Below are 22,780 nucleotides of genomic sequence, written 5' to 3' on the forward strand. Positions count from 1 at the left end.
AGGAACGCCCTCGGGACCGGCGCGAATGTCGACGGAGGGGAACTAGAGACCCGGCATCTCCGGTCCGCGGCGTTTCCAGATCACCGTGACCGCCGCCCAGTACGGGATGGCCACGGCGCCCAGGGTGACCTCTTTGTCCCAGCCCGTCCGTGCCTCCAGCCACCACGTCCCGAGCCCCAGTAGCGCGAACAGGCCAAGGGTCACGCTCCGCCAGCGGATCCGGCGCCCCCGCTGCTCCCGGGGGTAGGCGTCATAGCCGTGTTTCGGCTGGTAGACGGGTTCTGGGGGCACAGCACTCTCCGGCGCGTCGGGCCTGGCTCGGCGGCAGGTCACCGACGCTAACAGCCCCCGTCAATGCGTGGCCGTGACCGCGCGCGCGGGCGCTGAGCCGGACACCGGGCACTTACGGTTCGATCCGGGCTGCGGAAGGGGTATGAAGGTGCAGGACATTCGCGCACCCGGAAGGACCGTTTCGATGAGCCTGGAACGACCGATCGCCCCGGACCCGTACGAGCTGCTGCCGACGGTGCCGTCGTTCAACCTCACCAGTGACGACGTGCACAACGGCGAGCCGATGGACGCCCGGTACGCGCACGGCAGCGCCGGCGGCGAGAACGTCTCCCCGCACCTGGCCTGGTCGGGCTTCCCGGACGAGACCAAGAGCTTCGTGGTCACCTGTTTCGACCCGGATGCGCCGACCGGCAGCGGCTTCTGGCACTGGGTGCTGGTGGACGTGCCCGCCTCGGTGACCGAGCTGCCGACCGCGGTGGAGGAGGGCGACCTCGGGGGCGCCTTCAGCATCCGCAACGACTACGGCGACACCGGCTACGGCGGCGCCGCCCCGCCGGCCGGGGACCGGCCGCACCGCTACGTGTTCGCGGTGCACGCCGTCGACGTGGAGCGGCTCGACGTGGGCAAGGGCGCGAGCCCCGCATACGTGGGCTTCAACCTGGCCTTCCACACCCTGGCCCGGGCGGTGATCCGCCCGACGTACCAGGTCAAGGAGTGAGGCGACGGGGCCTCCGCGCCGGCGGAGGCCCCGCTCCGGTCAGCTCGGGACGCGGGCGACCGCGAAGACGGACTGGCCGAACGGCGGCCGGACGCGCTGCTCGGCGGCCTTGGTGGCCGGGAGGACCAGGGTGTCGTAGACCTTCACCATCGGCCCCTCCTTCGGCATCAGCCGGAAGACCTTGGTGGCCATGAAGTAGCCGATCAGGCCGAGGGCGTTCGCATAGTGGATCTTCTCCACGGTGAGGCCCGCCTCGGTCATCGCCGCGGCCAGGCTCTTCTTCGTGTAGCGCCGGACGTGGCCGGTGGCGACGTCCGCCGGGCTCATCGCGAACTGGAACGCGGGCACGATGATGATCACTGCGCCGCCGGGGCGGACCAGGTCGCGCATGCTCCGCAGCGCGCCCACATGGTCGTCGATGTGCTCCAGCACGTTGTACGAGACGGCCGCGCTGTAGTCGCCCCGCTCGGAGTGCGGCAGCAGCATCTGCCGGACCTCGATGGCCGGGTGCTCGGCCAGCCGTTCCTTGAGCCGCACCAGGCGGTCCGGGTCCGCCTCGGTCGCCGTGATCCGGGGCAGGTGCTCGGCCCACTCGAGGGCGTAGTCGCCCAGCCCGCTGCCGATCTCGATGGGGTTGTCACCGAGGTAGGGCACGGCGAGCTCGACGAACCAGCGACGGTGGTTGACCGCCGTCGCGAGGCCCTCCAGCACCTCCGACTGGACGCGCTGATCCCCAGTGATATCTGCCATGCGTCGATTCCTCACGATATGACTGACCCGCGCCTGGACCGACAGAGTCAACCATCCGGATGGACGGCGGGGGAATCGGGGCACCGGGGGTGGCCGAATTGCGGTCGGGGGTGGGCACGTGATCGGCGGTCGGCGAACCCGGCACATAGTACGCCAGTACCCAGAAACATGTCACGGCCCTGCCATACCCTGACTACGCTCTGAATTGTCATGACTACTCCTGAATCGGACGCCGCCCCGGGTGGCGCCGCCGAGGACGGGCCCGACGAGGGCGGACGACCGGGGCAGGGCAGGTGGGTCGACGTCGTCGCCGTGCTCAGTTTCGTGCTGCTCGCCTTCTGGATCACCGCTCGCATCTGGCTGGACCCGGCCAACGGGGTTCGGGACAACCGCACCGATCAGGCGCAGTTCGAGTGGATGATGGCCCACGGTGCGCGGGTCGTGACCGATTTCGCCTATCCGTTCACCTCGGACCAGATGAATGTGCCGGACGGCGTCAATTTGATGGCCAATACGTCCGTATTATCCATTTCTCTGCCAATGACGCCGATCACCGTCCTGTTCGGGCCGCGCTGGTCGTTCCTGCTCTTTCTCACTCTCGGAATGGCCGCCACCGGCGCGGCCTGGTATTTCGTCCTCTCCCGGGTGCTGATCGGCGCCCGCGGCCCGGCCTGGCTGGGCGCCGGCTTCTGCGCGTTCGCGCCGGCCATGGTGTCCCACGCCAACGCCCACCCGAACATCGTCAGCCAGTTCGTGGTGCCGCTGATCATCTGGCGGACACTGCGGCTGACCGAGCCGGGCCGCTGGCTGCGCAACGGCCTGCTGCTCGGTCTGCTGATCGTCTGGCAGGCCTTCCTCAACCTGGAGATCCTGCTGATGACCGCGATCGGCCTGGGCGTCGTGGTGCTGGCGCTCGCTCTCGGCCGGCCCGAACTGCGTGCGGCCGCCCGGCCCTTCGCGGCCGGGCTCGCGGTGGCCGCCGTGCTCTCCGGGGTGCTGCTGGCGTACCCGCTCTCCGTGCAGTTCTTCGGGCCCGGCGCCTACCAGGGGCTATCCACGCTGATCCGCGGCTACCGCACCGACCTGGCCTCCTACGTCGCCTGGTCCCGGGAGTCCCTGGCCGGCGACGCGCGGGGCACCGTCTGGCTGGCCAAGAACGCCACCGAGGAGAACGCCTTCTTCGGCTGGCCCCTCGCCGTGCTGGCGGTCGCGCTGGTCTGGTGGCTGCGCCGCAACGTCGTGGTGCTCGGCCTGGCCGCCGTCGGCGCGGTCTTCGTGCTGTTCTCGCTCGGCCGGGAGATCCGCTTCGACGGGCGGGACACCGGGATCCCGGGCCCCTGGGCGGCGCTGGAGCACCTGCCGATCCTGCACTCGGTGGTGCCCACCCGGTGGTCCCTGGCGCTCACCCCGATCGTCGGCATCCTGCTCGCGCTCGGCGCCGAGCACATCCGGCGGCTGGCCCGGCGGCACCCGGCCGCCCGGGGGCAGATCCGGTTCGCCACCGCCACGGTGCTCACCATGGCGCTGCTGCCGCTCCTGCCGACCCCGCTGCCGTCGGTACGCCTCGATCCCACCCCGACCTTCGTCACCTCCGGCGCCTGGCGGCCCTACGTGGCCGGCGGGCGGAGCATCGTCACGCTCCCGCTGCCCGACACCAACTACGCCGTCCCGCTGCGCTGGTCCGCCGATACCCGGCTGGACATGCCGTTGGCCCGCGGCTACTTCCTCTACCCGGACACCCGGCCCGGCGCCGGCCGGGTCGCGCTCTTCACCGCCCCGCCCCGCCCCACCAGCACGTTCTTCACCACCATCCGGCAGACCGACGCGGTGCCGCCGATCACGCCACAGGACCGGGTGGCCGCCGTGGACGACCTGCGGTACTGGCGGGCGGGCGCGGTGGTGCTCGACCCGCGGCTGCGGCAGGCCGGGTCGCTGTACCGGGGGATGACCGAGCTGACCGGGATCACGCCGACCTTCACCGGCGGGGTCTGGCTCTGGGACGTGCGTCCCCTGGTCGACTGAGCGGCCCGGAGGGCCGCCGGCTCAGGACTGGCGGACGCAGCAGCCCTGGCAGATCTTCGGCCGGGGCAGGGTGAAGGCCAGGCAGCAGGTGCGCCGCTGCACGGTGGGCTCGCCCGCCGGGCCGGGCACCAGCTCGACCAGGTCGCTCAGGTCGAGCGCGTCGAGCAGCGTGCCGATGGTCGCGGTGGAGGAGCCGGGCAGCGCGTCCGAGGCCCGCAGGATGCCGTGCGCGATGCCGGAGGCGACTGAGCCGAGCAGGGTGCGGGTGCCGATCCGGACCTCGCCCTGGATGGCCGTGATCAGCGGGGCGAAGTGGGCGTCGAGCAGCGTGGCGCGCAGCGCGTCGAGAAGCGCGGCCTCGTCGGCGACCACCCGGACGCCCGGGTCGCCGGCCAGCGCCAGCGGGTCGCCAGGGAGCACCGCGACCGTGGTGGAGCTGCGCAGGCCGAGGGTGAGCAGCTGGTGGTGGTCCTCGAAGTGGACCAGCACGTCGGCCGGGTCGAGCAGCGGGACCCGGCGGGCCGAGGCCCAGCCGAGCACGGCCGGCAGCGTCGTCCAGTAGCTGTACGACTTCCAGGCCAGCGCGGCGCAGGCGTGCGGGGTGCCGCCCCAGCGCCGACCCGCCGCCCGGAGGAACTCGGGGAGCAGGGTGCCGTCGACCAGCCGGGTGGCCGGGATCCAGCGGGGCGCGCCGTCGGTGACCAGCAGGCCCGGCGCGAGACCGGGCAGGTCGTCGGTGCCGAACATGGCCCGCAGGGTCGCCGTGACCGGGGCGAACGGGGTGGCGGCGTTGCGCCCCGGCATCACCGCAGTCACCTGTCGTCCCCTGTCTGGTCGCCCACCGGCCGCCGGCTCCCGCCGGCCCGGACTAAGGCTAGCCTAACCACAGCTCCCGGTGGAGGGGAAGTGGTCCGGTGGGCTCCGGGGAGAGGTCCCGGTCACTCCGTCGCCCGTCGCGTACTACCCGGCGACGTGGGCGGAAAACGCCGCCGAGCGGGGCGGCGGGCCGCGCAAGCATCGACGGATGCCGCTGAATTGTCAAGGCGAGTGTCGAATACGAGGCAGTTTCCGTACACGTTCGGCCACTTAACGTGAAAATGGTCCTCCCGCGTACGAGGAAGCTGATGACGACCTCACCGATCGAGCGTGCCGCCGACTCGTTCGCGGCCGAACTCGCCCGGCACCGCACCGGCCGAGGGCTGTCCAAGAAGCAGTTGGCGACGCTGATGGGCTTCGACCCGTCGTACGTCAGCCACGTCGAGGGACGCCGGCACCGGCCCACCGAGGACTTCGCCCGCCGCGCCGAGGCCGTGCTGGAGGCCAGCGGCGCGATCTGGCAGCGCTTCCGGGAGTACGACGAGCTGCGGCACAGCCGCTCCGGCGGTCCACACCGGGACCCGCCCGTGCCCGGCCAGTGGCTACCGCCCGGCACCGGGCTGGTCGTCGAGCGCGAGACCGCCACCCTCACTCACGACGACGACGGCTACCACTGCGCCATCCGGCGCGAGCTGTACAACGCGGGCACCGAGCCGGTCACCCGCTACCTGGTCCGGGTCGCCGTCGACCGCTACCCCAACGACCCCGGCCGCTCCAACCGGCACCACCGCGAGCACCCGCTGACCTTCGCCGAGCTGCAACTCGCCGCCTACCGGGACGACGGGGGCGCGCGGGAGCCGATGCACTGGCGGGCCAAGCACGACCGCGACGCGTTCAAAGAGATCTGGCTGCTCTTCGAGAACGACGAGGGGCGCTTCCCGCTCTACCCCGGCGACCGGGTCACCATCGAGTACGCGTACCGGGTCGGGCGGGACAAGTGGGGTCCCTGGTTCCAGCGGGCCGTACGCCTGCCCACCCGGCACCTCGGCGTCCGCCTCGACCTCCCCGCCGACCTCGACCCCAAGGTGTGGGGTGCGGAGACCTCCCTGTCCGCCGAGGAGGGGCCGCTGCGTACCCCGATCCAGCGCACCGACGAGGGCGGCCGCGCGATCTTCGAATGGGCGACCGACGACCCGCCGCTGAACGCCCGCTACCGGATGCAGTGGCGGTTCCGCAGCCAGCCGCCGGACGTCGAGCCCGAGGGGCCGGCCCCCGACACCCGGATCCGGGCCAGCGACCGGATGCGCGCCATCGGCATCGTGCAGCGCGGCGACGACCTGCTCCGGCAGCAGGCCCGACCGTTCGACCTGCCGCGCGAGGAACAACTCGCCCGGGACGTGGTCGACCGGCTCTCCGGCCTGCTGGCCCGCCTCGACGAGCTGCACCCCTTCAGCAAGGGCGTGGGCATCGCCGCGCCGCAGCTCGGGCTCGGCTGGGCCGCCGCCCTGGTCCGCCCCGCCGACCGGGCGGCCGAACCCGTCGTCCTGCTCAACCCCCGGGTGGTGGACAGCTCCGCCGACACCGACGAGCAGTACGAGGGGTGCCTCTCCTTCTTCGACCACCGGGGCCTGGTGCCCCGGCCGCTGCGGATCGACGTCGAGCACGCCCAGTGGGACGGCAGCCGGGTCATCACGTCCTTCGAGTACGCGATGGCGCGGCTGGTCGCCCACGAGATCGACCACCTGGAGGGCCGCCTCTACGCCGACCGGATGGCCCCCGGCGTGCCGCTGGTGCCCGTCGAGGAATACCGGGAGAGCGGCAACCCCTGGCGCTACTGACCCGCACGGGCTCCGGCACGCGGGCCGGTTGCCGGCCCGACCCGCGTACCGGTGAACTGGGGGCCGGGTCGCGTGCCCCAGGGGGCAGGGGCACGCGACCCGGCTCGGGGGGAGCAAGGTCTACAGGTTGCCGAAGGTGTCGTAGCGGATGTTGTCCGGCGGCACGTCGTCCGCGGCCAGCGCGCGCAGGGTCGCCCGGACCATCGCGGCCGAGCCGGAGACGTAGCAGTCGTGCGTGGTCCACGGGCCGAACCGGGTGACCACCTCCGAGACGTCCCCCAGTTCGCCGTCGAAGTCCGGGTCGTCGCTGCACGCCGTGGTCACCGACAGCCACGGGTGGGCCGCCACCAGCTTCTCCAGGCCGGCCAGCCCGTACAGATCGGCGAGCCGGCGGGCGCCGTAGAAGACGTGCACCCAGCGGGTCCGGTTGACGCGGGTCAGCTCCTCCACCAGCGCCTTGATCGGGGCCAGCCCGACCCCGCCCGCCACGCAGAGGATGTCCCGGGTCGAGGCCCGGTCCAGGGTCATCGAGCCCATCGGCGCGGCCACCCGCAGCAGGTCACCCGGCTTGGTCCGGCGGACCAGCGCCCCGGACACCCAGCCCGCCGCCCCGGCCGGCGTCCGCACGTGGAACTCCAGCACGTTGTCCTCGTTCGGGGCGTTCGCCACCGAGTACGTCCGCCACACCCGCGGGTGGTAGCGGGGCGTCTCGACGCTCACGTACTGGCCGGCCTGCCAGGTCATCGGGTGCTGGAGGGCGCGGACGGTCAGCACCGCGGTGTCCGGGCCGTGCCGCTGGTGGGTGAGCACCTCGGCGTGCCAGAACGGCGGGTTGTCGTCGGCCGCCGCGCCGGCCAGCATCCGCTCGCTGATGCTGGCGTACGCCTCCCGCCACGCCTGGTCGTACTCCAGGTTCCAGCCGTCGCCGGCGGTGCTGCGCAGCGCGTCCAACAGGGCGACACCCATGGTCTCGTAGTGGCTCGCCTCGACATGGAACTTCCGGTGGTCCCGGCCCAGCGCGCGCAGGTACTCGTCGAAGCTCTCCGGGTCGTCCACCGTCTGGGTTGCGGTGACGATCGCCTCCAGGATCCGGTCGCCCTGACCGTTCATCTGCACCGGGAAGAGCATGCGCAGCGCCGGGTCGAGGAGGAACAGCCGGGCGTAGAAGTGACCGCTGAGCCGCTCCCGGTCCTCCTCGACCAGGGTCCAGCTCTCCTTCAGCAACCGCGCGAAGTTCTCCACAGGGGCACGCTCCTTCTCCTGGCGGGCGGATCGGCCCCCACAGAATCTCCACGGAGCGTGCCGTCCGGTCGCACAGAATGTGCGATCGGCTCACCTGGCGGCCGGGACGTGCCGACCGCCCCCCGGGTGCGGCACAGTGGTCCGGTGACGGTTGACGAGCTCACCCGGCCGGTCTCCCGCCGGACCCTGGGCACCGAGACGCTGCTCGTGCTCGGTCTCTCCCTCGGCCAGTCGGCCGTGTACGCCCTGGTCTCGCTGGTCGCCAAGCTGACCGCCACGGGCGGGCTGTCGAAGCAGACCGCCTCGCTGAACACCTCCGCGTCAGCCCGGCCCTACCTCGACCTGACGTACCAGCTCCTCGGGATCCTCTTCGCGCTGCTGCCGGTGCTGCTCGCCGTACACCTGCTGGCGCGCGACCCCGGCGACCCGGCGCGGACGCTCGGCGCCGACCTCACCCGGCCCGGATCGGACCTGGCCCGGGGCGCGGGCCTGGCCGCGCTGATCGGCCTCCCCGGGCTGGCCCTGTTCTGGGCGGCCGCCCAGCTCGGCATCAACGCCACCCTCGTCCCGGCCGCCCTGCCGCCCCTCTGGTGGGCGGTGCCGGTGCTGATCCTGGCCGCCGTGCAGAACGCCGTGCTGGAGGAGGTGATCGTGGTCGGCTACCTGGTCACCCGGCTGCGACAGCTCCGGTGGCGGCTCGCCGCCGTGCTCGCGGCGAGTGCCCTCCTGCGCGGTTCCTACCACCTCTACCAGGGCTTCGGCGCGTTCCTCGGCAACGCCGTGATGGGCGTGATCTTCGGCCTGTTCTACCTGCGTACCCGGCGGGTGGGGCCGCTGATCGTCGCGCACACCCTGCTCGACGTGGTCGCCTTCGTCGGCTACGCCCTCCTGCCGAAGTCCTGGTTCGGCTGGCTCTGACGGCGGGTCGGGCGGTAGAGGCTGGTGGCGCGGGCGGCCAGGCGCTCGGCGGCGGTCGCGTCGCCCGTCGCCGCGGCGAGCGCCGCCGCGCCGGGAAGCAGCCGCGCGGCCAGCCGCAGGCCCAGCCAGCCGGCGGCCTGCGCGGCCAGCGGGGTGGCCAACCGCCACGCCGCCTCGGCCACCCGGGACCACGACCCCTCCGCCGGAGCACCGGCCGAGCGCACCCCGTCCAGCGCGGCGCGGGCCGTGCCGGCGTCCGGATGCACCTGGGTCAGCACCAGCAGCTCGACCACCCGGTCGGGATGCGCCGGATCCCGGCCGTAGACGGCGGCCAGGTGCAGCACCAGGTTGGCCTGCGTCCACAGCACCGCCGTGAGCTCCGCCACCGGCGCGAACAGCCCGGCGCCCGCCGCGAGCGCGCCACCCGTGCCGGCCAGCCGGACGAACCGCCGGGTCACCAGCCGGGCCAACCCGTCGGCGTCCGCGTCCGGGTAGGCGTCGCGGGTCCGGTCCACCCAGTCCGCGGCGCGCGGCCCGAGGGCCTCCACCGCGGCGAGGGCCAGCAGCTCCGGCGCGAAGCCCGGATGCTCGAGTACGCGCACGCCGACCGCCCGCCAGCCCGGCGCGTCACCGCGTCGTTCCACCTGAACCGTCGCCGGGGCCTCCCCGGCGGCGGACCGGGTCCCGGCCAGCTCGACCTGGGCGGGCGGTTCCGGTTGGGCGCGCTGTGGGGCGGTCGGTTCGGCCGGGACCCGCGCGGCGTCCTGCTCGGGCGAGAGCTGGGCGGTGGTTTCCGCCGTAACGTGCCCACCAGGAGTTCCGGTAGCGGCTTGGGAACCGCCGGGCTCGACGGGCTCCACGCCGGCAGTGGATCCCCGGCGAGCGGTTGCACGCTTCGCCGTCTCCTTCGCCGGGGCCTTGGTGCCCTTCCCTGCTCGTCCGGTGCGCGCCGGCCTCACCGTTCCCGCCGGCGTCGCGGCCGGCTCGGCCGCCCCCGGCTCGGACTCGGCCGTTCCGGCGGCGTCGGTCCCCGTGGGTGCCGTGGTTCCGGGCGCCGCCGGAGCCGTGGGCGCCGCCGCGGACTTCCGTCCGGCCGGGGTGGCCTTCTTCGGCGGGGTGGCCTTCTTCGCGGCCGGGGCACGGCGGGTCCGCTTGGGCGGCTCCTCGCTCACGGGCTCATCGGCGGGAGCGGCGGGTGGCGGCGGCGCGACGGCCGGCGTACCCGCATCGGTGGTGGCGACGACCTCGGCGGACGGGCGCGGGCGTGGGGCCGCCGGCACCTCGGCGGCGGCCGGGGCGGCCTGCGTCGGGTCCGGCGGCTGGAACAGGACGGTCGGTGCCGCCGTGGCCCGCCGGGGCCGCAGCGGTATGTCGTCCGCCACCTCGGCCGGAACGGGCTCGGGCGTGGGCGGCGGGGTGAAGGTCGGGCGGGGGGAGCGGCTCCGCCGGCCCTTGGCGGCGGGCTCGCGACGGGGCTGATCGCTCGGCGGCTGCTCCTGCATATCGATGGAGCGTAGACCCGAGCGTGACGTGGCACACGACGAAAACGCAGGGGGCGGGCGCTTCCCGGTAGTCGCTTTGCCCCCGGTGGGTGCGGGCCTGTATCCTCGGGCGCGGTGGTCTCCGGGCCACCTGGGAGACTTCGCCTAGTCTGGTCTATGGCGCCGCACTGCTAATGCGGTTGGGGTCTTAAAGCCCCTCCCGGGTTCGAATCCCGGAGTCTCCGCGCGAAAGCCGGTGTGTAGACTGGCCGAGCAGCAAGCGCCCGTAGCTCAATGGATAGAGCATCTGACTACGGATCAGAAGGTTAGGGGTTCGAGTCCCTTCGGGCGCACAGCAGGTCAAGGGCCGGTTTCCTGTGACGGGAGACCGGCCCTTCATCGTTATGACCCCCACGGCTGTCCCCTACGCCTACGCGTCGAAGAGGAACCCGAGGCGGTCCACCGCGTCCTGCTGTACCCGCCGGGTCGCCTCCACGTAGCTCGACTTGGTTACGGTCGGGGAGCTGTACCCGAGCACGTCCTGAAGCCGTTCGAGCGGCACGCCCTGGTCGTAAGGCAGCGTCGCGCACGAATGACGCAGGTCGTGCACCCGAATCCGCGAACTCCCGCCCGCTCGCACAACTGCTCGAAATGCCGATTCAGATTGCGCGGCTCGACCGGAGCGCCGATCTTTGTGGTGCAGCGCCTTCGCCGGGTTATTCGCCAGCAGCTCCTCCGTCACCGCGTCTTGGAGCGCAGCCCGCAGGAGCCGATGGGCGTAGCGGATCAAGGCGGCCCGCAGAGCGGGCCGCGCCGGCCCGGCCCCGGCCTCCTGGTGACCTTCGGCCGACATCGGCCGGGCCGGCCGGCCACGCTTGGGATGACCAAGCCCTTGAAGACCTCGGGGCTCCGCCCCGAACCCCGGCCCTCCTCAGAGATCGGCGGGCGGATCACCTCGCCGGGCACCACAAGGGCTACCAGCCTCCCCGGACGGGGCCAAGGTCGTTCGGCTGGTGAGGCGATCCACCTTGTCACCCGCCGGTCGAGGGAGCCGGCCAAATCGGCGCGCGCAAGATGATCAGCACGAGACCATTGGCGGGTGGAGCAAGCATCGGTGCCGGTGCAGACCGGGGGCATCCTGCGCGGCGAAGAGGATGCCCGGCAGGCCAGCTTCCTGGAGTTGTTCTTTGACCTGGTGCTGGTCTTCGCTCTGATCGGGGTCGTCAGCCGGCTGGTGCCGGAGCTTCTCGCCGAGGAGGTGGACTGGCGCTCTGTGGTGTTCACGGGCATTCTGGCCCTGCCGCTGCTCTACTTGTGGGCGACCACCGCCTACATCACCAGCCGGTTCGACTGCCGTAGCCGTTGGATTCAGCTGTTGGTCCTGGTCAGCGCGTTCGGCCTGCTAATCATGGCGACAGCCCTGCCGCGCGCGTCCCACGCACGGGGCGCCACCTTCGCCGTCGTGTACGTGTTGCTGCACGTCGGACGCCCCTTGCTGCTTCGGCCGCTGTTGCGAGGGTACGGGGAGATACAGGCGCTCTACACCCGCATGGCCATCTGGTTCAGTGTGTCCGGAGTGATCTGGCTCGCTGGCGCGGTGATGCACGGAAACGCGCGGGGCGTTCTGTGGTTGATCGCCATCACGGTGGACCTGGTTGCGGGGCGGCGGAACTGGCCGATACCCGGCATGCGCCGACCATCTATAAACCCATGGGGAATGGTCAGCAGCAGACATCTCCCCGAGCGCCACGAGCAACTGTTGCTGATCGCGCTCGGGGAGACGGTGGTGTCAAGTGGCCTCGTCTACTCCCACCACCCCGCCACGCTCTTAGCAACCACGGCTCTGGCGATCTCGTTCCTGTCAGCCGTGCTGATGTGGAAGATCTACTACTATCGCTCTGGCGAGCTGCTGGCCGACGCCGTCGCGATGTCGTCGGACCGGGCGGCCGCCGGCCGCATGGCTGGCGCGGCCCATCTGCTCATGGTGTTCGGCATCATCGCCGCTGCAGCCGGCTCGGAAGTCGTGCTGTCACGTGCCAACGGGCGATCCCATCCGGCCTGGCTCGCGGTCATCCTCGGCGGGCCGGCGCTCTTCCTGATCGGCCGTATCCGGCTGGAGCAGGTCGTCTTCAACCGGATCGCCATCCGCCGGCTCGTCGGCATCGCCGCCCTGATCTTGCTGGCCCCGCCACCGTCCTTCGCCCCGCCACTGTTCGCCGCCGTCGCCGCTGCCGTCGTCCTACTCGGGGTCGCCCTTGCAGACGCATGACGCCGCGCTGGCCGCCCACCGGAGCCCCCGTCCCCGTCGAAGTAGCAGGGACAGTCCGAACAAGCTGGGTTGGGGCAGACGCGGGTGGGGCCGGCCTCGGCGCCGGACGTGCTGGCCGGTCTGCCGGGGCAACGCCTGCTCGACGTCGCGCTGATCCACGGGAACACGCCGGTGCCCGCGCCGTACTCGGGACCGATCCCGGGTCCGCCAAGGGTTCTGGTCAGGCGGGGCGGCGGTGGTCGCCGACGGCCGGCCGGCCGAATTTGCCGGCGACCGCGTGCTCGGTGTCGGTGACACTCCCCGTCTCCAGGAGCTGCTTCAGCCTGCGCAGGTTCGCCGCCACCTCGGCGCCGGGCGGCTTTCCGACCAGGGTCAACGCCATGCGGCCCAGTCGTCCGAACGGTGTCTTCAGCACCTCGTGGACCTCGGTCCGGCCCGGTTCCGACCCCGGGCTGAACTCGACAGTCCAGTGGGTTCGCATGCCGGGCGCGGTGGTGGTCTCGTACCGGAGCAGTTCGTTCGTCCGCTCCTCGGTGAGCCGCACCGTGGACCTCAGCCTGACGCCGAGTGGTCCCCGGATCGTCCATCGGAACGTCGCTGGCCCGACCTGTTCGCTGGTCATGACGTCGCCCAGGAAACGGGGCAGGTTCTGGAAGTCGCGGTAGAAGTTGAAGACGTCCGCGACCCGGCGCTCGATGGTCACTTTCGCCTCGGCCGGGGATGGTGAGCGGCGCATCGCTGCCTCCGACAGGTCTTCCCGCTTGAGCCCTGCCGCTTGCCCGCGCTCCCGCCCGGTAAACCCCGGCCAGATCGTGGGCGGATCCAGGGAGCGGTCGCCGGCGGGGCGCCCTGCGGGTCTGCTTGACAGGTAGGAAATTCCCTACCTATCGTCGCCGGCATGAGCATCAAGGGAATCAAGTTGATCACCGTGCCCGTATCTGACCAGGACGCCGCCAAGCAGTTCTACGTCGAGCAGCTCGGCTTCCAGGTGTCACAGGACTCCCGGATGGGACCCATGCGCTGGCTGGAGGTGGCACCCCAGGGGTCGCCGGTCGGCCTCGCGCTGCTGCCGAGCGTGCTAGGCGTGCCCGTGGGCGGGCTCAAGGGCGTCCAGCTCCACAGCGACGACCTCGACGGCGACTGCGAGAGCCTGCGCGCCGCCGGCGTCAAGGTCGACGGGCCGAACGACCGCCCGTGGGGCCGTGACGCCAGCTTCTCCGACCCAGACGGCAATGGCTTCGTCCTCATGTCGGTGCACGGCGGCCAGTAGGCCGACGCGTTCGGTCGCTCCACCGGACGGGCTCCCGGCCCTCGATTCGAGGATGTGCGATGTCGTTGATGATCGAGGCCGTGGGCCTCCGCAAGTCCTTCGGGAAGGTCGTCGCCCTCGACGGGCTCGACGTGCGCCTGGAGTCCGGCCAGGTCGCCGCGATCCTCGGCCCCAACGGCGCCGGCAAGACCACCTTCCTGCGCATGCTCTCCACGCTCGTCCGGCCGGACGGCGGCACGCTGCGGGTCTGCGGCGTCGACGCGACGGCCGAGCCGGCCCGGGTCCGCCAGCTGATCGGCCTGGCCGGGCAGCACGCCACGGTCGAGCCCGCGTTGACCGGGCGGGAGAACCTCCAGTTGATCGCCCGGCTGTTCGGGCAGGACCGGCGTACCGCCCGGGCCAGCGCCGCGGACACGCTGGAGCGGCTGCGCCTCGGCGAGGCCGGCGACCGGCTGGTCCGCACCTACTCCGGCGGCATGCGGCGCCGCCTCGACCTGGGCGCCAGCCTGGTCGGCCGCCCGCGGCTGCTGCTGCTCGACGAGCCCACCACCGGGCTGGACCCGCAGAGCCGGATCGAGCTGTGGGACACCGTCCGGGCGCTCACCGCCGACGGCACCGACGTCCTGCTCACCACGCAGTACCTGGAGGAGGCCGACCGCCTCGCCGACACCATCCTGATCATCGACCACGGGCAGGTGATCGCCTCCCGCACGGCGAAGGAACTCAAGAGCCGCGCCGGTCGCGACATCATCGAGATCCACGTCCGCCACCGGGAGGACCTCGACCGGGTCGTACGGACGCTGGCCCGGATCGGTGCCGAGACGCCGGTCGTCGACCACGGCTCGCTGACGGCCTCGGTGGCGGTCGACTGCGGTCCGGAGCGGCTCCGCGAGGCGTTGCAGGAGGTCGGCGAGCGGGGCGTGCACGTCGAGGACGTGGCCCTGCGCCGGCCCACCCTCGACGAGGTGTTCCTGTCGCTCACCGGATCGACTCCGGCCGCCGAGCCCTCCGGCGGCGAGCCGCGGCCGCCCGGGTCCCCCACCGGCATCGAGCCCGAGACCGTGTCGAGGAGTGCCCGATGACCGCCGTGACCGCGCCGCACCCGGCCCGCAGCGCCCGCCTGCTGCCCAGCGTCGGTGTGCTGACCGGGCGTGCCCTGCGCATCTACCGGCGTACGCCCCAACTGCTGATCCTGCGGATCGTGCAGTCCGTGGCGTTCCTGCTGATCTTCCGGTACGTGTTCGGCGGCGCGATCGGTGCCGGCACGATGCGCTACGTCGACTTCATGGCGCCCGGCCTGCTCACGGTGGGCATCATGTTCGCCACCATCGGCACCGCGCTCGGGGTGGCCGAGGATCACGTCGGGGGCCTCTTCGACCGGCTGCGGTCGTTGCCCATGCCGCGCGGCGCGGTGCTCGCCGGCCGCGTGCTGGCCGACCTCGCCATGACCGTCGCGGTGCTCGTCCCGACCATCGCGATCGCCTTCGCGGTGGGGATGCGGGTGCACACCGACTGGGCCTCCGCGCTCGGCGCGCTGGGCCTCCTCGTGCTCTTCGGGCTCGCCTTCGTCTGGATCTTCGTGGCGGTCGGGTTGCTGGCCGGCAGCGTCCAGGCGGCGCAGGGCATCTCGTTCATCGTGATGCCGGTCAGCTTCGCGTCCAGCGCCTTCGTGCCCACCGCCAGCATGCCGGGCTGGCTCCAGGCGTTCACCGAGCACCAGCCGGTGACGGTGGTGGTCAACGCGGTCCGCACCCTCACCCAGGGCGCGCCCGCCGAGGCGCTGCTCGGCCACGGCACCGGCTACTACGTCACCCGGGCGCTGATCTGGATCATCGCGCTGATCGTGGTCTTCGCGGGTCTGGCCGTCGCCCGCTACCGGAGTCAATGACCGCTTCGACCAGCCCGCCGGGCAGGGGTTGACGGTCGTGCATGGCCTGGCCCCGGGGCCGCCGCTGGTATCTTTCCGGGTGCCGGGCCGTACCGGTTTCCGGCCAGGGTGACCTCCAGGGAGTCCAGTTGGAGACCTACGATCTCGCCGCCGGCCGCGGGCCGCGCGGATCGGGGGGCTGAGATGTCCGCCGCCACCGGGGTCGACGTCTTCGCGGCGCTGGCCAGCCCGGTCCGGCGCGACCTCATCCGGCTGCTGCGCGACGGCGGCCCCCAGTCGGTGCAGGATCTGGCGGCCTCGTTCGACATGCGCCGGCCCAGCGTCTCCGAGCACCTCAAGGTGCTCCGCGACGCCGGCCTGGTGACCGAGCGCCGCAGCGGCCGCAAGCGGCTCTACCGGCTGGAGCCGGAGCCGCTCATGGACCTGCGTGACTGGCTCACCCCCTACGAGCGGTTCTGGCGCGAGCGGATGAGCGACTTCGCCGCGCTGGTCGCCGAGGAGTCCGCAACCGAGGGGAAGCCGTGACCCGACCGGACAAGATCGAGGTCGACCAGTTCCTGCCGTACCCGCCGGCGCAGGTGTGGCGGATCCTGGTCGACCCCGACCTGATGGCCCGGTGGCTGATGCCCAACGACTTCAAGCCGGTGGTCGGTCACCGGTTCACCTTCCAGGCCAAGCCCATGCCGGCGCTGCGCTTCGCCGGCACCATCCACTGCGAGGTCCTCGCCGTCGAGCCGGAACGGCTGCTCCGGATCACCTGGGCGGACCGCAGCGGCAGCGGCCTCGACTCGATCGTCACCTGGCGGCTGGAGCCCGAGGGCCGGGGTACGCGGATGCTGATGGAGCACTCCGGGTTCGACCTGGACAGCCCGTTCCAGGCGGTCGCCCACCGCACCATGGGCAGCGGCTGGCGCTCCTCCGTGGTGCGCTCGATGCTCACCGTGCTGGAGCAGGAGGCCTGACGGGCCGGGCGGTGGCGGGCACCCGGCCCGGCCGCCGTCCTCAGAGCCGCTCCGGTGTGCGGATGCCGAGCAGGTGGAGGCCCTGCCCGAGCACCCGCGCGGTCAGGTCGCAGAGCACGAGCCGGCTCTCCCGGACCGGCTCGTCGGCCCGCAGCACCGGGCACCGCTCGTAGAAGGCGCTGAACGCGGCGGCAAGCCGGGACAGGTAACCGGTCAGGTGGTGAAACTCCAGGTTCTCCGCCACCGCGCCGACCACCGCGCCGAAGCCGACCAGCTCGACGGCGAGCGCCCGCTCGGCCGGCTCGGCCAGCAAGACCCCGGCCTCCGGCCGGGCCGCCACACCCGCCCGCCGGAAGATCGACCGGATCCGGGAGTACGCGTACTGGAGGTACGGCGCCGTGTTGCCGTCCAGCGACAGCATCCGTTCCCAGTCGAGCACGTAGTCCTTGTGCCGGTCGCTGGAGAGGTCGGCGTACTTGATCGCGCCGATGCCGACGGCCCGGCCCACCTCGGCCGCCTCCGCCTCGTCCAGCTCCGGGTTGCGCTCCCGGGCCAGCGCGGTGGCCCGGGCCACCGCCTCCTCCAGCAGCCCGACCAGCTTCACCGACCCGCCGGCCCGGCTGCGCAGCATCCGCCCGTCCGGCCCGAGGATCGAACCGAACCCGACGTGCTCGGCGCGGGCGGGCGGGGCCAGCCAACCGGCCTGCGCGGCGGCGGCGTAGACCATCTCGAAGTGCCGCCGCTGCGGTAGCCCGACCACGTAGAGCAGCCGGGTCGCGCCCAGCGTGCCGGTCCGGTGCCGGATCGCCGCGAGGTCCGTCGCCGGGTAGCCGTACCCGCCGTCGGACTTGCGCACGATCAGCGGCAGCGGCTCCCCGTCCCGGCCCATCGAGCCGGGCGGGAACACGCAGGCCGCGCCGTCGCTCTCGCGCAGCAGGCCGAGCCGGTCCAGCTCCTCGACCACCGGGCCGAGCAGGTCGTTGTAGCTGCTCTCCCCCTGGAAGTCCTGCTGGGTGAGGGTCACGTCGAGCAGGTCGTAGACGGTGAGGAAGTAGCGCTCGGACTGCTCCACGAGCAGCCGCCACAGCCGCAGCGTCGCCGGGTCCCCGCCCTGCAACGCCACCACCCACAGCCGGGACCGCTCGCGGAACGCCTCGTCGGCGTCGAACTTGGCCCGGGCCGCCTTGTAGAACGAGTCCAGGTCGCCCATCGACAGCTCCTGCGCCGCCTCGGCCTCGCCCAGGTCGGCCAGGTGCTCGATCAGCATGCCGAAGGGTGTGCCCCAGTCGCCCAGGTGGTTGGCCCGCAGCACCCGGTGCCCCAGCCACTCCAGCAGCCGGGCCGCCGCGTCGCCGATCACCGTCGAGCGCAGGTGCCCGACGTGCATCTCCTTCGCCACGTTCGGCGCCGAGTAGTCGACCACCACGGTCTCCGGCGCGGCCGCCTCGGGCACGCCGAGCCGCGGGTCGGCGGCCAGCGCGGAGACCAGCCCGGCCAGGGCCTCGTCGGCGACGGTCAGGTTGAGGAAACCGGGACCGGACACCTCCGCGGCGCTGCACAGGTCGGCCAGTTCCGCGTGCTCCAGCACCTCGGTGGCGACGGCGCGCGGGGGCCGGCCGATCCGCCGGGCCAGCGCCAGCGCCGCGTCGGACTGGAAGTCCGCGCGCTGGGAGCGCCGCACGACCGGGTCGACCGGCTCGCCGGCCACCGTCGCGAACGCCGGCGCCAGCCGGTCGGTCAGCAGTTTCTCCAGATCCATGGGTACGCCGATCTCGCTCGGATCCGCCGCACGCGGATCACCGGATGGGGATGCGGGCGGACCGAGGACGATCGGCGATGACCGGCGGCTCGATCCGCCGGTCGCAGTGAGGAATGCTCAGCGCAGGCGGTCGCGGGACCGCCGGCGTCGCAGCGCGCCGAACAGGACGTCGGGGGACGCCGTCGGGTACGCGTGCGAGCTGGTCATGGCAGCAGCCTAACCGGCCGGCCCGGGGGCGGCGCAAGGCCGTACCCGGGCCGGCCGGCCGGCGTACCCGAAATCTCAGGCCGGCGTGCCGACGGCCTTGCGGTAGCGCTCGGCCCGCCGCCGCACCTGGGTGTACGCGCTGGTCAGGCCCATCGCCCGGCGGACCTCGACCAGGGTGCGGCGCACCTCGGCGCGGGTCCGCTCGGTGCCCTCGACGATCAGCTCGTCGACCAGGCCGGGCTGCCCCTCGAAGCGGGCCCGCCGCTCCCGGACCGGGTCGAGGAACCGGTTGAGCGCGCCCGCCAGCTCCTCCTTGACCTCGACGTCGCCGACCCGGCCGGCCCGGTAGCGCGCCTTCAGCTCCTCGACGGTCGCCCGGTCGGTGTGGAACACGTCGAGGTAGGCGAAGACCGGGTTCCCCTCGACCGTGCCCGGCACGTCGGCGCGGATCCGGTTCGGGTCGGTGTACATGCCCATCACCTTGCGCCGCACGGTGGCCGGGTCGTCGGAGAGCGCGATGGCGTTCCCCCTGCTCTTGCTCATCTTCCCGGCGCCGTCGGTACCGACCAGGGTGGGCGTCTCCGACATGATCATTTCGGGGACGGGAAAGACCTCGCCGTAGAGGTGGTTGAAACGCCGGGCGATCTCCCGGGTCACCTCCACGTGCGCGGCGTTGTCCTTGCCCACCGGCACGACCTGCCCCTTCACGCAGAGGATGTCGGCGGCCTGGAGGACGGGATAGCCGAGCAGCCCGTACGGCATCTCCTCCTTGCCGGCGTCCCGGCTCATCTCCTTGAGCGACGGGACCCGTTCCAGCCGGGGCACGGTGACCAGGTTCTGGAACAGGGTGTTCAGGTCGCCGACCTCGGGGATCGCCGACTGGAGGTAGAAGGTGGCCCGGTCCGGCTCGACGCCGGCGGCGAGGATGTCGGTGACCATCTCGCGGGCGTTGCGGGAGACCTGCTCGATGTCCTCGCGGCTGTTCCGCGTGGTGAGCATGTGCAGGTCGGCGATGATGAAGAAGCTCTCGTAGCGCTGGTGCAGCTTCACCCGGTTGGCGATGCTGCCGACGTAGTGGCCCAGGTGCAGCCGCCCGGTCGGGCGGTCACCGGTGAGCATCCGTGCTGCGGACATGGTCGTACGCCTCTCGTGGCTGTTCGGTGGAGGACGCGCGGGCGCGCGGGAGAGATCCGGGGTGTGCCCGGATCAGTGGGGTTTGCTCGTCAGTGCGAGCGCCGCCATCGCCCGCCGGCGCGGAACCGCAGCCCACCGGCACGGAGGACGTCGAGGATCTGCTCCCGACCGTCGTCGGCACGGGCCGGGAGAACCGGAGCGGCAGCCGCCGGGAGACCGTCGAGGGTCTCCGGGGCGCAGGTGCTCGGCCGGACCATGCCTGACACGGTAGCCGGTCCACCGCCCCGCGCGCAGACCGGAACGCCCTGCTCAGTCGCGCCGGTAGCTCTCGGCGTAGTAGTTCCCGACCTGCTCGCGGTAGTCGGCGCGGTCGAAGTCGTCCTGGTCGAAGGCGGGTGACTCCTTGACCTGGTCCCGGGTGCGGTCCACGTGCACGGCGCGCTCCAGGTGGTCGACCCGGGCCACCGTGCCGACCGGCAGCAGCACCTTCCGGCCGAAGATCCACGGCCCGGTGTCCACCACCAGGTAGCCCGCTCCCGCGTCCTCACTCGCCCGGTCGATCGCGCCGATCCGGCCGTCGGTCGCCTCGACGTGATAGCCCGTCAGGTCGATCGGGGTGCCCGGGCCGGGCGCGTCGGGGCCGTCGCCGGCGGCGCCCTCGGACCGCTGCCGCGGCACGTCGTCCGGGCGGGTCTGCTCGTAGCCGCCGGCCAGGGCCGACGGGTCCCGCCAGAGCCACGGATTGAACGGCTGCATGCTGCACCTCCGGGTGTCGTCGCGTCGCCACCCGAACAGTGCCCGATGGGCGAATCCGGGAAACACGAATGCAATTCCGAATTCATGGGAGGGCGATTCTGCGAGATACCTCATAATCGACCCCGCAGATCTGTCTGTCAGCTCCCGCCGAGGTCAGGGGCGGTGTCGCGGCCGGCCAGCACACCGGAATGCGGACCGGAGTGTCCACCGCACACATTCGGCGGGGCCGACGGCCGCACCATTCTGATCCCGCGTCCGAATCGGCACCAGCGAAAGGAAACGCAGATGCAGCGGGTCATTGGACGAATCGGGGTGGCGGCGGCCGGGGCGGCCGTCCTGGTGGCGGTGGCGGGCACCGGCGCGGGGGCCGCCGCGGTCAACCCGTACACCCCGGAGGCGCTCTGCGGGCTCGGCTTCACCGCCGTCGACCAGGACCCAATCCACGACGCCGCCACCGGCGCGCGGCTCGGCACCGTCCACCTTCTCCGCAACCCCCTCACCGGGTACGGCTGCACGGTCACCCTCAAGTCCGCGTACGTCGGCACGCTCACCGGCACCCGCGTCTACCTCGCCCCGGAGTGGACGCCCACCGGTCTGGACGAGGGCAGCCGGCGCTACGCCGCCGGCCCGGTCCACCGCTACCTCGGCGTCGGTTGCGCGATCTGGGGCGGCTCGATGACCGATCCCGCCGGCGTCGTCCACCACCACGACCGGGCGAACCCGGCGATCGGCGGGGCGGTCACCTGCTTCTGACCACCCGGCGGCGGGCCGGATTCGCGCGGCGCGCGGGCCGGCCCGCCGTTACGGTCGCCAGGTGGGCAGGATGCGGGGAATCCACGAGCGGCCGGCCGGGCTCACCTACCAGCCCGACCTGGTCGACGACGACGAGGAACGTTCCCTGGTCGCCGCCCTCGACGCCCTCGACTTCCATGAGGTCCGCATGCACGGGCAGATCGCCCGGCGCACGGTCCGGCACTTCGGCTACGACTACGACTACGGCTCCTTCCAGCTCACGGCCACCGAGGCGCTGCCCGTGGCACTGCGCTGGGTACGCGAGCGGTGCGCGGCGCTCGCCGGGGTCGACCCCGAGGTGCTCGCCCAGACGCTCGTGACGCGCTACCCGCCGGACTCGGTCATCGGGTGGCACCGCGACGCACCGGCCTTCGGGCCGACCGTCGTCGGCCTCTCGCTGGGCTCCGCGTGCCTGTTGCGGTTCCAACGTGGGACCGCAGAGGACCGCCGGGTGTACGAGCTGGAGCTGGCGCCCCGCTCGGGGTACGCGCTCACCGGGGCGGCCCGGACCGCGTGGCAGCACAGCATCCCGCCGGTTCCGGCGCTGCGCTATTCGCTGACCTTCCGCATGCTCCGGTCCGCGCCCGCCTGACCTGACCCGGGACTACCTCCTGGTCGCGGCCCTGCCCTGGCGCCCCGGCGCGCTGGCATACTGGCCAGCCATGGTGCTGTCGCGCGGCTGGTCGCTGTTCCTGGTCGGGGTCGGTGTGTGGACCTGGGTGATCTGGCCAAGGTTCGCGGCCGCCATCTGGAACGACCCGCGGGCGTGGTCGGCCGGCACGGTCGGCGAGGGCAGCCCGACCAGCTTCCTCTGGGTGCACGCGCTGCTCATCGCGGCGTCGTTGGCCATCGGCACGACCGTCGGGGCGCTCGGCATTCGGGGCTGGCTGGCGGACCGCCGCCGGCGGAGCGCCTGAGCGCCGCTGGGCGGGGCGGGGTTCGGACAAGGTTCGGCGCCGCCCGGGACTGCCGGAGTGCTGTCTCTCCCGTTGCCCGGGCGGGTCCCCGCCCGTCGAAGCGGGGTGACTCCGCCGCCGCAGCCCCACTGAGCAGGCCAGATAGCCCGGCGGTAATGGTGTGACGCGGGACGCTACCCCTGGATTTGACGATCAAACCCGAACCCGCGTAACTTTCTCTCTGCCAGCGCGGAACGGGGCAAACGGGACGAACATCCCGAGGGCCGCGGACCGGGCTCGGTGCCCGGAACCACCGAGGTTGCACCTCGTCGGAGCCGGGCCGGGCGGGGCTCACCGAAACGCCGCAGGGCGGATTTGGCGGAGCGGAACCGACCGAGTAAGGTTGACGACCGGCAGGGCACCGGGCGAGCTAGCGGGAGACCGCAGCGGCCGGCCTGCCAAATCCGATGACCAAGCACAGCGGTTCGCCGCTGCGCGAGTTCAGCGGCGCCGACCCGTACGAAGCGTGACAGACCGGGACACACGGTTTGACACGGCAGAGACGGTAAGGTAACGTAGTAAAAGTGCCCGGCGCGAGAGCGGCGGGTGTGGTTGAACGAAATGCCCCGGATGGTGGCTCCGCGGATGTGGGGTTTCCGGATGGTGTGTGGTTGTTCTTTGAGAACTCAACAGGGTGCTTGATAAGCCAGTGCCAAATTGATTTATACCCCGGACTGGCAGGTCTTCTTCGGAGGGTTCTGCTGGTTGGGA

At 72.3% G+C, this 22,780-nt stretch carries 24 protein-coding genes and 2 tRNA genes; 15 read left to right on the plus strand and 11 right to left on the minus strand.

Annotation, left to right across the window (positions count from 1 at the left end; translation table 11 throughout):
- Nucleotides 1-42 precede the first annotated feature (42 nt).
- A complete protein-coding gene (locus NFX44_RS20360) occupies nucleotides 43-291 on the minus strand; it encodes a hypothetical protein (protein ID WP_262285138.1) in 249 nt (82 codons plus the stop codon).
- A gap of 184 nt (nucleotides 292-475) precedes the next feature.
- On the opposite strand from NFX44_RS20360, the gene NFX44_RS20365 reads away from it, so the two are divergent.
- Nucleotides 476-1,009: a YbhB/YbcL family Raf kinase inhibitor-like protein gene (locus NFX44_RS20365; protein ID WP_262285139.1), complete on the plus strand. Its 534-nt coding sequence runs from the start codon at nucleotides 476-478 to the stop codon at nucleotides 1,007-1,009.
- Nucleotides 1,010-1,048: 39 nt separating this feature from the next.
- Here NFX44_RS20365 and NFX44_RS20370 read toward each other — a convergent pair whose 3' ends face one another.
- Nucleotides 1,049-1,759, minus strand: a complete 711-nt coding sequence (locus tag NFX44_RS20370; protein ID WP_262285140.1) for a bifunctional 2-polyprenyl-6-hydroxyphenol methylase/3-demethylubiquinol 3-O-methyltransferase UbiG — start codon at nucleotides 1,757-1,759, stop codon at nucleotides 1,049-1,051.
- Nucleotides 1,760-1,969: 210 nt separating this feature from the next.
- Between NFX44_RS20370 and NFX44_RS20375 the strand changes: the two genes are divergently transcribed.
- On the plus strand, nucleotides 1,970-3,781 hold the full coding sequence (locus NFX44_RS20375; protein ID WP_262285141.1) for a hypothetical protein: 1,812 nt from the start codon (nucleotides 1,970-1,972) through the stop codon (nucleotides 3,779-3,781).
- A gap of 21 nt (nucleotides 3,782-3,802) precedes the next feature.
- On the opposite strand, the gene NFX44_RS20380 is transcribed toward NFX44_RS20375, so the two are convergent.
- Entirely contained in the window at nucleotides 3,803-4,585 is a 783-nt protein-coding gene (locus tag NFX44_RS20380) for a hypothetical protein (RefSeq protein WP_262285179.1), read from the minus strand.
- A 320-nt stretch (nucleotides 4,586-4,905) separates the two neighbouring features.
- Between NFX44_RS20380 and NFX44_RS20385 the strand changes: the two genes are divergently transcribed.
- The gene (locus NFX44_RS20385) at nucleotides 4,906-6,435 is read left to right on the plus strand and encodes a peptide deformylase (protein ID WP_262285142.1); all 1,530 of its coding nucleotides are present in this window, start codon (nucleotides 4,906-4,908) and stop codon (nucleotides 6,433-6,435) included.
- Between the two features lie 120 nt (nucleotides 6,436-6,555).
- On the opposite strand, the gene NFX44_RS20390 is transcribed toward NFX44_RS20385, so the two are convergent.
- Nucleotides 6,556-7,677 (minus strand): globin domain-containing protein, encoded by a 1,122-nt coding sequence (locus tag NFX44_RS20390; protein WP_262285143.1) that lies wholly within the window; start codon nucleotides 7,675-7,677, stop codon nucleotides 6,556-6,558.
- 144 nt (nucleotides 7,678-7,821) lie between these two features.
- Here NFX44_RS20390 and NFX44_RS20395 point away from each other — a divergent pair, with 144 nt between their 5' ends.
- Nucleotides 7,822-8,595: a CPBP family intramembrane glutamic endopeptidase gene (locus tag NFX44_RS20395; RefSeq protein ID WP_262285144.1), complete on the plus strand. Its 774-nt coding sequence runs from the start codon at nucleotides 7,822-7,824 to the stop codon at nucleotides 8,593-8,595.
- Here NFX44_RS20395 and NFX44_RS20400 read toward each other — a convergent pair.
- On the minus strand, nucleotides 8,556-10,097 hold the full coding sequence (locus NFX44_RS20400; RefSeq protein WP_262285145.1) for a hypothetical protein: 1,542 nt from the start codon (nucleotides 10,095-10,097) through the stop codon (nucleotides 8,556-8,558). The genes NFX44_RS20395 and NFX44_RS20400 overlap by 40 nt on opposite strands.
- A 133-nt stretch (nucleotides 10,098-10,230) precedes the next feature.
- Here NFX44_RS20400 and NFX44_RS20405 point away from each other — a divergent pair.
- Both NFX44_RS20405 and NFX44_RS20410 read left to right on the plus strand, forming a co-directional pair.
- A tRNA-Ser gene (locus NFX44_RS20405) sits at nucleotides 10,231-10,321 on the plus strand.
- Nucleotides 10,322-10,356: 35 nt separating this feature from the next.
- Nucleotides 10,357-10,429, plus strand: a tRNA-Arg gene (locus tag NFX44_RS20410).
- A gap of 77 nt (nucleotides 10,430-10,506) precedes the next feature.
- On the opposite strand, the gene NFX44_RS20415 is transcribed toward NFX44_RS20410, so the two are convergent.
- Complete coding sequence (locus tag NFX44_RS20415) at nucleotides 10,507-10,818, minus strand: tyrosine-type recombinase/integrase (protein ID WP_369015321.1); 312 nt, start codon at nucleotides 10,816-10,818, stop codon at nucleotides 10,507-10,509.
- Nucleotides 10,819-11,175: 357 nt separating this feature from the next.
- Between NFX44_RS20415 and NFX44_RS20420 the strand changes: the two genes are divergently transcribed.
- Nucleotides 11,176-12,345: a low temperature requirement protein A gene (locus NFX44_RS20420; RefSeq protein ID WP_262285147.1), complete on the plus strand. Its 1,170-nt coding sequence runs from the start codon at nucleotides 11,176-11,178 to the stop codon at nucleotides 12,343-12,345.
- A 220-nt stretch (nucleotides 12,346-12,565) separates the two neighbouring features.
- Here the strand turns inward: NFX44_RS20420 and NFX44_RS20425 are convergent, their stop codons facing one another.
- Nucleotides 12,566-13,081, minus strand: coding sequence for an SRPBCC family protein (locus NFX44_RS20425; protein WP_262285148.1), 516 nt, complete (start codon nucleotides 13,079-13,081; stop codon nucleotides 12,566-12,568).
- A 162-nt stretch (nucleotides 13,082-13,243) separates the two neighbouring features.
- On the opposite strand from NFX44_RS20425, the gene NFX44_RS20430 reads away from it, so the two are divergent.
- The 5 genes from NFX44_RS20430 (at nucleotide 13,244) to NFX44_RS20450 (ending at nucleotide 16,465) form a co-directional block, all read left to right on the plus strand.
- Nucleotides 13,244-13,615, plus strand: a complete 372-nt coding sequence (locus NFX44_RS20430; RefSeq protein WP_262285149.1) for a VOC family protein — start codon at nucleotides 13,244-13,246, stop codon at nucleotides 13,613-13,615.
- Between the two features lie 59 nt (nucleotides 13,616-13,674).
- Nucleotides 13,675-14,697 carry an ATP-binding cassette domain-containing protein gene (locus NFX44_RS20435; RefSeq protein WP_262285150.1) on the plus strand — a complete coding sequence of 341 codons (1,023 nt, stop codon included), beginning with the start codon at nucleotides 13,675-13,677 and terminating at the stop codon, nucleotides 14,695-14,697.
- Complete coding sequence (locus tag NFX44_RS20440) at nucleotides 14,694-15,503, plus strand: ABC transporter permease (RefSeq protein ID WP_262285151.1); 810 nt, start codon at nucleotides 14,694-14,696, stop codon at nucleotides 15,501-15,503. Before NFX44_RS20435 ends, NFX44_RS20440 begins: the two co-directional genes overlap by 4 nt.
- A 183-nt stretch (nucleotides 15,504-15,686) precedes the next feature.
- Nucleotides 15,687-16,028 (plus strand): helix-turn-helix transcriptional regulator, encoded by a 342-nt coding sequence (locus tag NFX44_RS20445; RefSeq protein WP_262285152.1) that lies wholly within the window; start codon nucleotides 15,687-15,689, stop codon nucleotides 16,026-16,028.
- The gene (locus NFX44_RS20450; protein ID WP_262285153.1) at nucleotides 16,025-16,465 is read left to right on the plus strand and encodes an SRPBCC domain-containing protein; all 441 of its coding nucleotides are present in this window, start codon (nucleotides 16,025-16,027) and stop codon (nucleotides 16,463-16,465) included. The genes NFX44_RS20445 and NFX44_RS20450 overlap by 4 nt, the downstream gene beginning before the upstream one ends.
- Nucleotides 16,466-16,505: 40 nt before the next feature.
- Here the strand turns inward: NFX44_RS20450 and argS are convergent, their stop codons facing one another.
- From argS to NFX44_RS20470, 4 genes are all read right to left on the minus strand, one after another.
- Complete coding sequence (gene argS / locus NFX44_RS20455; protein WP_262285154.1) at nucleotides 16,506-18,224, minus strand: arginine--tRNA ligase; 1,719 nt, start codon at nucleotides 18,222-18,224, stop codon at nucleotides 16,506-16,508.
- A gap of 282 nt (nucleotides 18,225-18,506) precedes the next feature.
- Nucleotides 18,507-19,565, minus strand: a complete 1,059-nt coding sequence (gene trpS, locus NFX44_RS20460) for a tryptophan--tRNA ligase (protein WP_262285155.1) — start codon at nucleotides 19,563-19,565, stop codon at nucleotides 18,507-18,509.
- An 89-nt stretch (nucleotides 19,566-19,654) separates the two neighbouring features.
- Nucleotides 19,655-19,822 carry a hypothetical protein gene (locus NFX44_RS20465; RefSeq protein ID WP_192579968.1) on the minus strand — a complete coding sequence of 56 codons (168 nt, stop codon included), beginning with the start codon at nucleotides 19,820-19,822 and terminating at the stop codon, nucleotides 19,655-19,657.
- Between the two features lie 52 nt (nucleotides 19,823-19,874).
- Nucleotides 19,875-20,321, minus strand: a complete 447-nt coding sequence (locus NFX44_RS20470) for a PRC-barrel domain containing protein (RefSeq protein ID WP_262285156.1) — start codon at nucleotides 20,319-20,321, stop codon at nucleotides 19,875-19,877.
- Nucleotides 20,322-20,606: 285 nt separating this feature from the next.
- On the opposite strand from NFX44_RS20470, the gene NFX44_RS20475 reads away from it, so the two are divergent.
- The 3 genes from NFX44_RS20475 (at nucleotide 20,607) to NFX44_RS20485 (ending at nucleotide 22,030) form a co-directional block, all read left to right on the plus strand.
- Nucleotides 20,607-21,074, plus strand: a complete 468-nt coding sequence (locus NFX44_RS20475; protein ID WP_262285157.1) for a hypothetical protein — start codon at nucleotides 20,607-20,609, stop codon at nucleotides 21,072-21,074.
- 70 nt (nucleotides 21,075-21,144) lie between these two features.
- Nucleotides 21,145-21,705 (plus strand): alpha-ketoglutarate-dependent dioxygenase AlkB, encoded by a 561-nt coding sequence (locus tag NFX44_RS20480; protein ID WP_262285158.1) that lies wholly within the window; start codon nucleotides 21,145-21,147, stop codon nucleotides 21,703-21,705.
- 70 nt (nucleotides 21,706-21,775) lie between these two features.
- Complete coding sequence (locus NFX44_RS20485; RefSeq protein ID WP_262285159.1) at nucleotides 21,776-22,030, plus strand: SCO4848 family membrane protein; 255 nt, start codon at nucleotides 21,776-21,778, stop codon at nucleotides 22,028-22,030.
- Nucleotides 22,031-22,780: the final 750 nt, after the last annotated feature.

The organism is Micromonospora sp. MA102 (assembly GCF_025460765.1).
Taxonomy (GTDB): domain Bacteria; phylum Actinomycetota; class Actinomycetes; order Mycobacteriales; family Micromonosporaceae; genus Micromonospora; species Micromonospora halotolerans.

Excerpts from the sequence above, each read along its gene's own strand:
- NFX44_RS20365 (WP_262285139.1), top strand. The coding sequence starts at position 476 with ATGAGCCTGGAACGACCGATCGCCCCGGACCCGTACGAGCTGCTGCCG.
- NFX44_RS20370 (WP_262285140.1), bottom strand. The coding sequence starts at position 1,759 with ATGGCAGATATCACTGGGGATCAGCGCGTCCAGTCGGAGGTGCTGGAG.
- NFX44_RS20375 (WP_262285141.1), top strand. The coding sequence starts at position 1,970 with ATGACTACTCCTGAATCGGACGCCGCCCCGGGTGGCGCCGCCGAGGAC.
- NFX44_RS20380 (WP_262285179.1), bottom strand. The coding sequence starts at position 4,585 with ATGCCGGGGCGCAACGCCGCCACCCCGTTCGCCCCGGTCACGGCGACC.
- NFX44_RS20385 (WP_262285142.1), top strand. The coding sequence starts at position 4,906 with ATGACGACCTCACCGATCGAGCGTGCCGCCGACTCGTTCGCGGCCGAA.
- NFX44_RS20400 (WP_262285145.1), bottom strand. The coding sequence starts at position 10,097 with ATGCAGGAGCAGCCGCCGAGCGATCAGCCCCGTCGCGAGCCCGCCGCC.
- NFX44_RS20425 (WP_262285148.1), bottom strand. The coding sequence starts at position 13,081 with ATGCGCCGCTCACCATCCCCGGCCGAGGCGAAAGTGACCATCGAGCGC.
- NFX44_RS20430 (WP_262285149.1), top strand. The coding sequence starts at position 13,244 with ATGAGCATCAAGGGAATCAAGTTGATCACCGTGCCCGTATCTGACCAG.
- NFX44_RS20435 (WP_262285150.1), top strand. The coding sequence starts at position 13,675 with ATGTCGTTGATGATCGAGGCCGTGGGCCTCCGCAAGTCCTTCGGGAAG.
- NFX44_RS20440 (WP_262285151.1), top strand. The coding sequence starts at position 14,694 with ATGACCGCCGTGACCGCGCCGCACCCGGCCCGCAGCGCCCGCCTGCTG.
- NFX44_RS20445 (WP_262285152.1), top strand. The coding sequence starts at position 15,687 with ATGTCCGCCGCCACCGGGGTCGACGTCTTCGCGGCGCTGGCCAGCCCG.
- argS (WP_262285154.1), bottom strand. The coding sequence starts at position 18,224 with ATGGATCTGGAGAAACTGCTGACCGACCGGCTGGCGCCGGCGTTCGCG.
- trpS (WP_262285155.1), bottom strand. The coding sequence starts at position 19,565 with ATGTCCGCAGCACGGATGCTCACCGGTGACCGCCCGACCGGGCGGCTG.
- NFX44_RS20465 (WP_192579968.1), bottom strand. The coding sequence starts at position 19,822 with ATGGTCCGGCCGAGCACCTGCGCCCCGGAGACCCTCGACGGTCTCCCG.
- NFX44_RS20470 (WP_262285156.1), bottom strand. The coding sequence starts at position 20,321 with ATGCAGCCGTTCAATCCGTGGCTCTGGCGGGACCCGTCGGCCCTGGCC.
- NFX44_RS20475 (WP_262285157.1), top strand. The coding sequence starts at position 20,607 with ATGCAGCGGGTCATTGGACGAATCGGGGTGGCGGCGGCCGGGGCGGCC.
- NFX44_RS20480 (WP_262285158.1), top strand. The coding sequence starts at position 21,145 with ATGCGGGGAATCCACGAGCGGCCGGCCGGGCTCACCTACCAGCCCGAC.
- NFX44_RS20485 (WP_262285159.1), top strand. The coding sequence starts at position 21,776 with ATGGTGCTGTCGCGCGGCTGGTCGCTGTTCCTGGTCGGGGTCGGTGTG.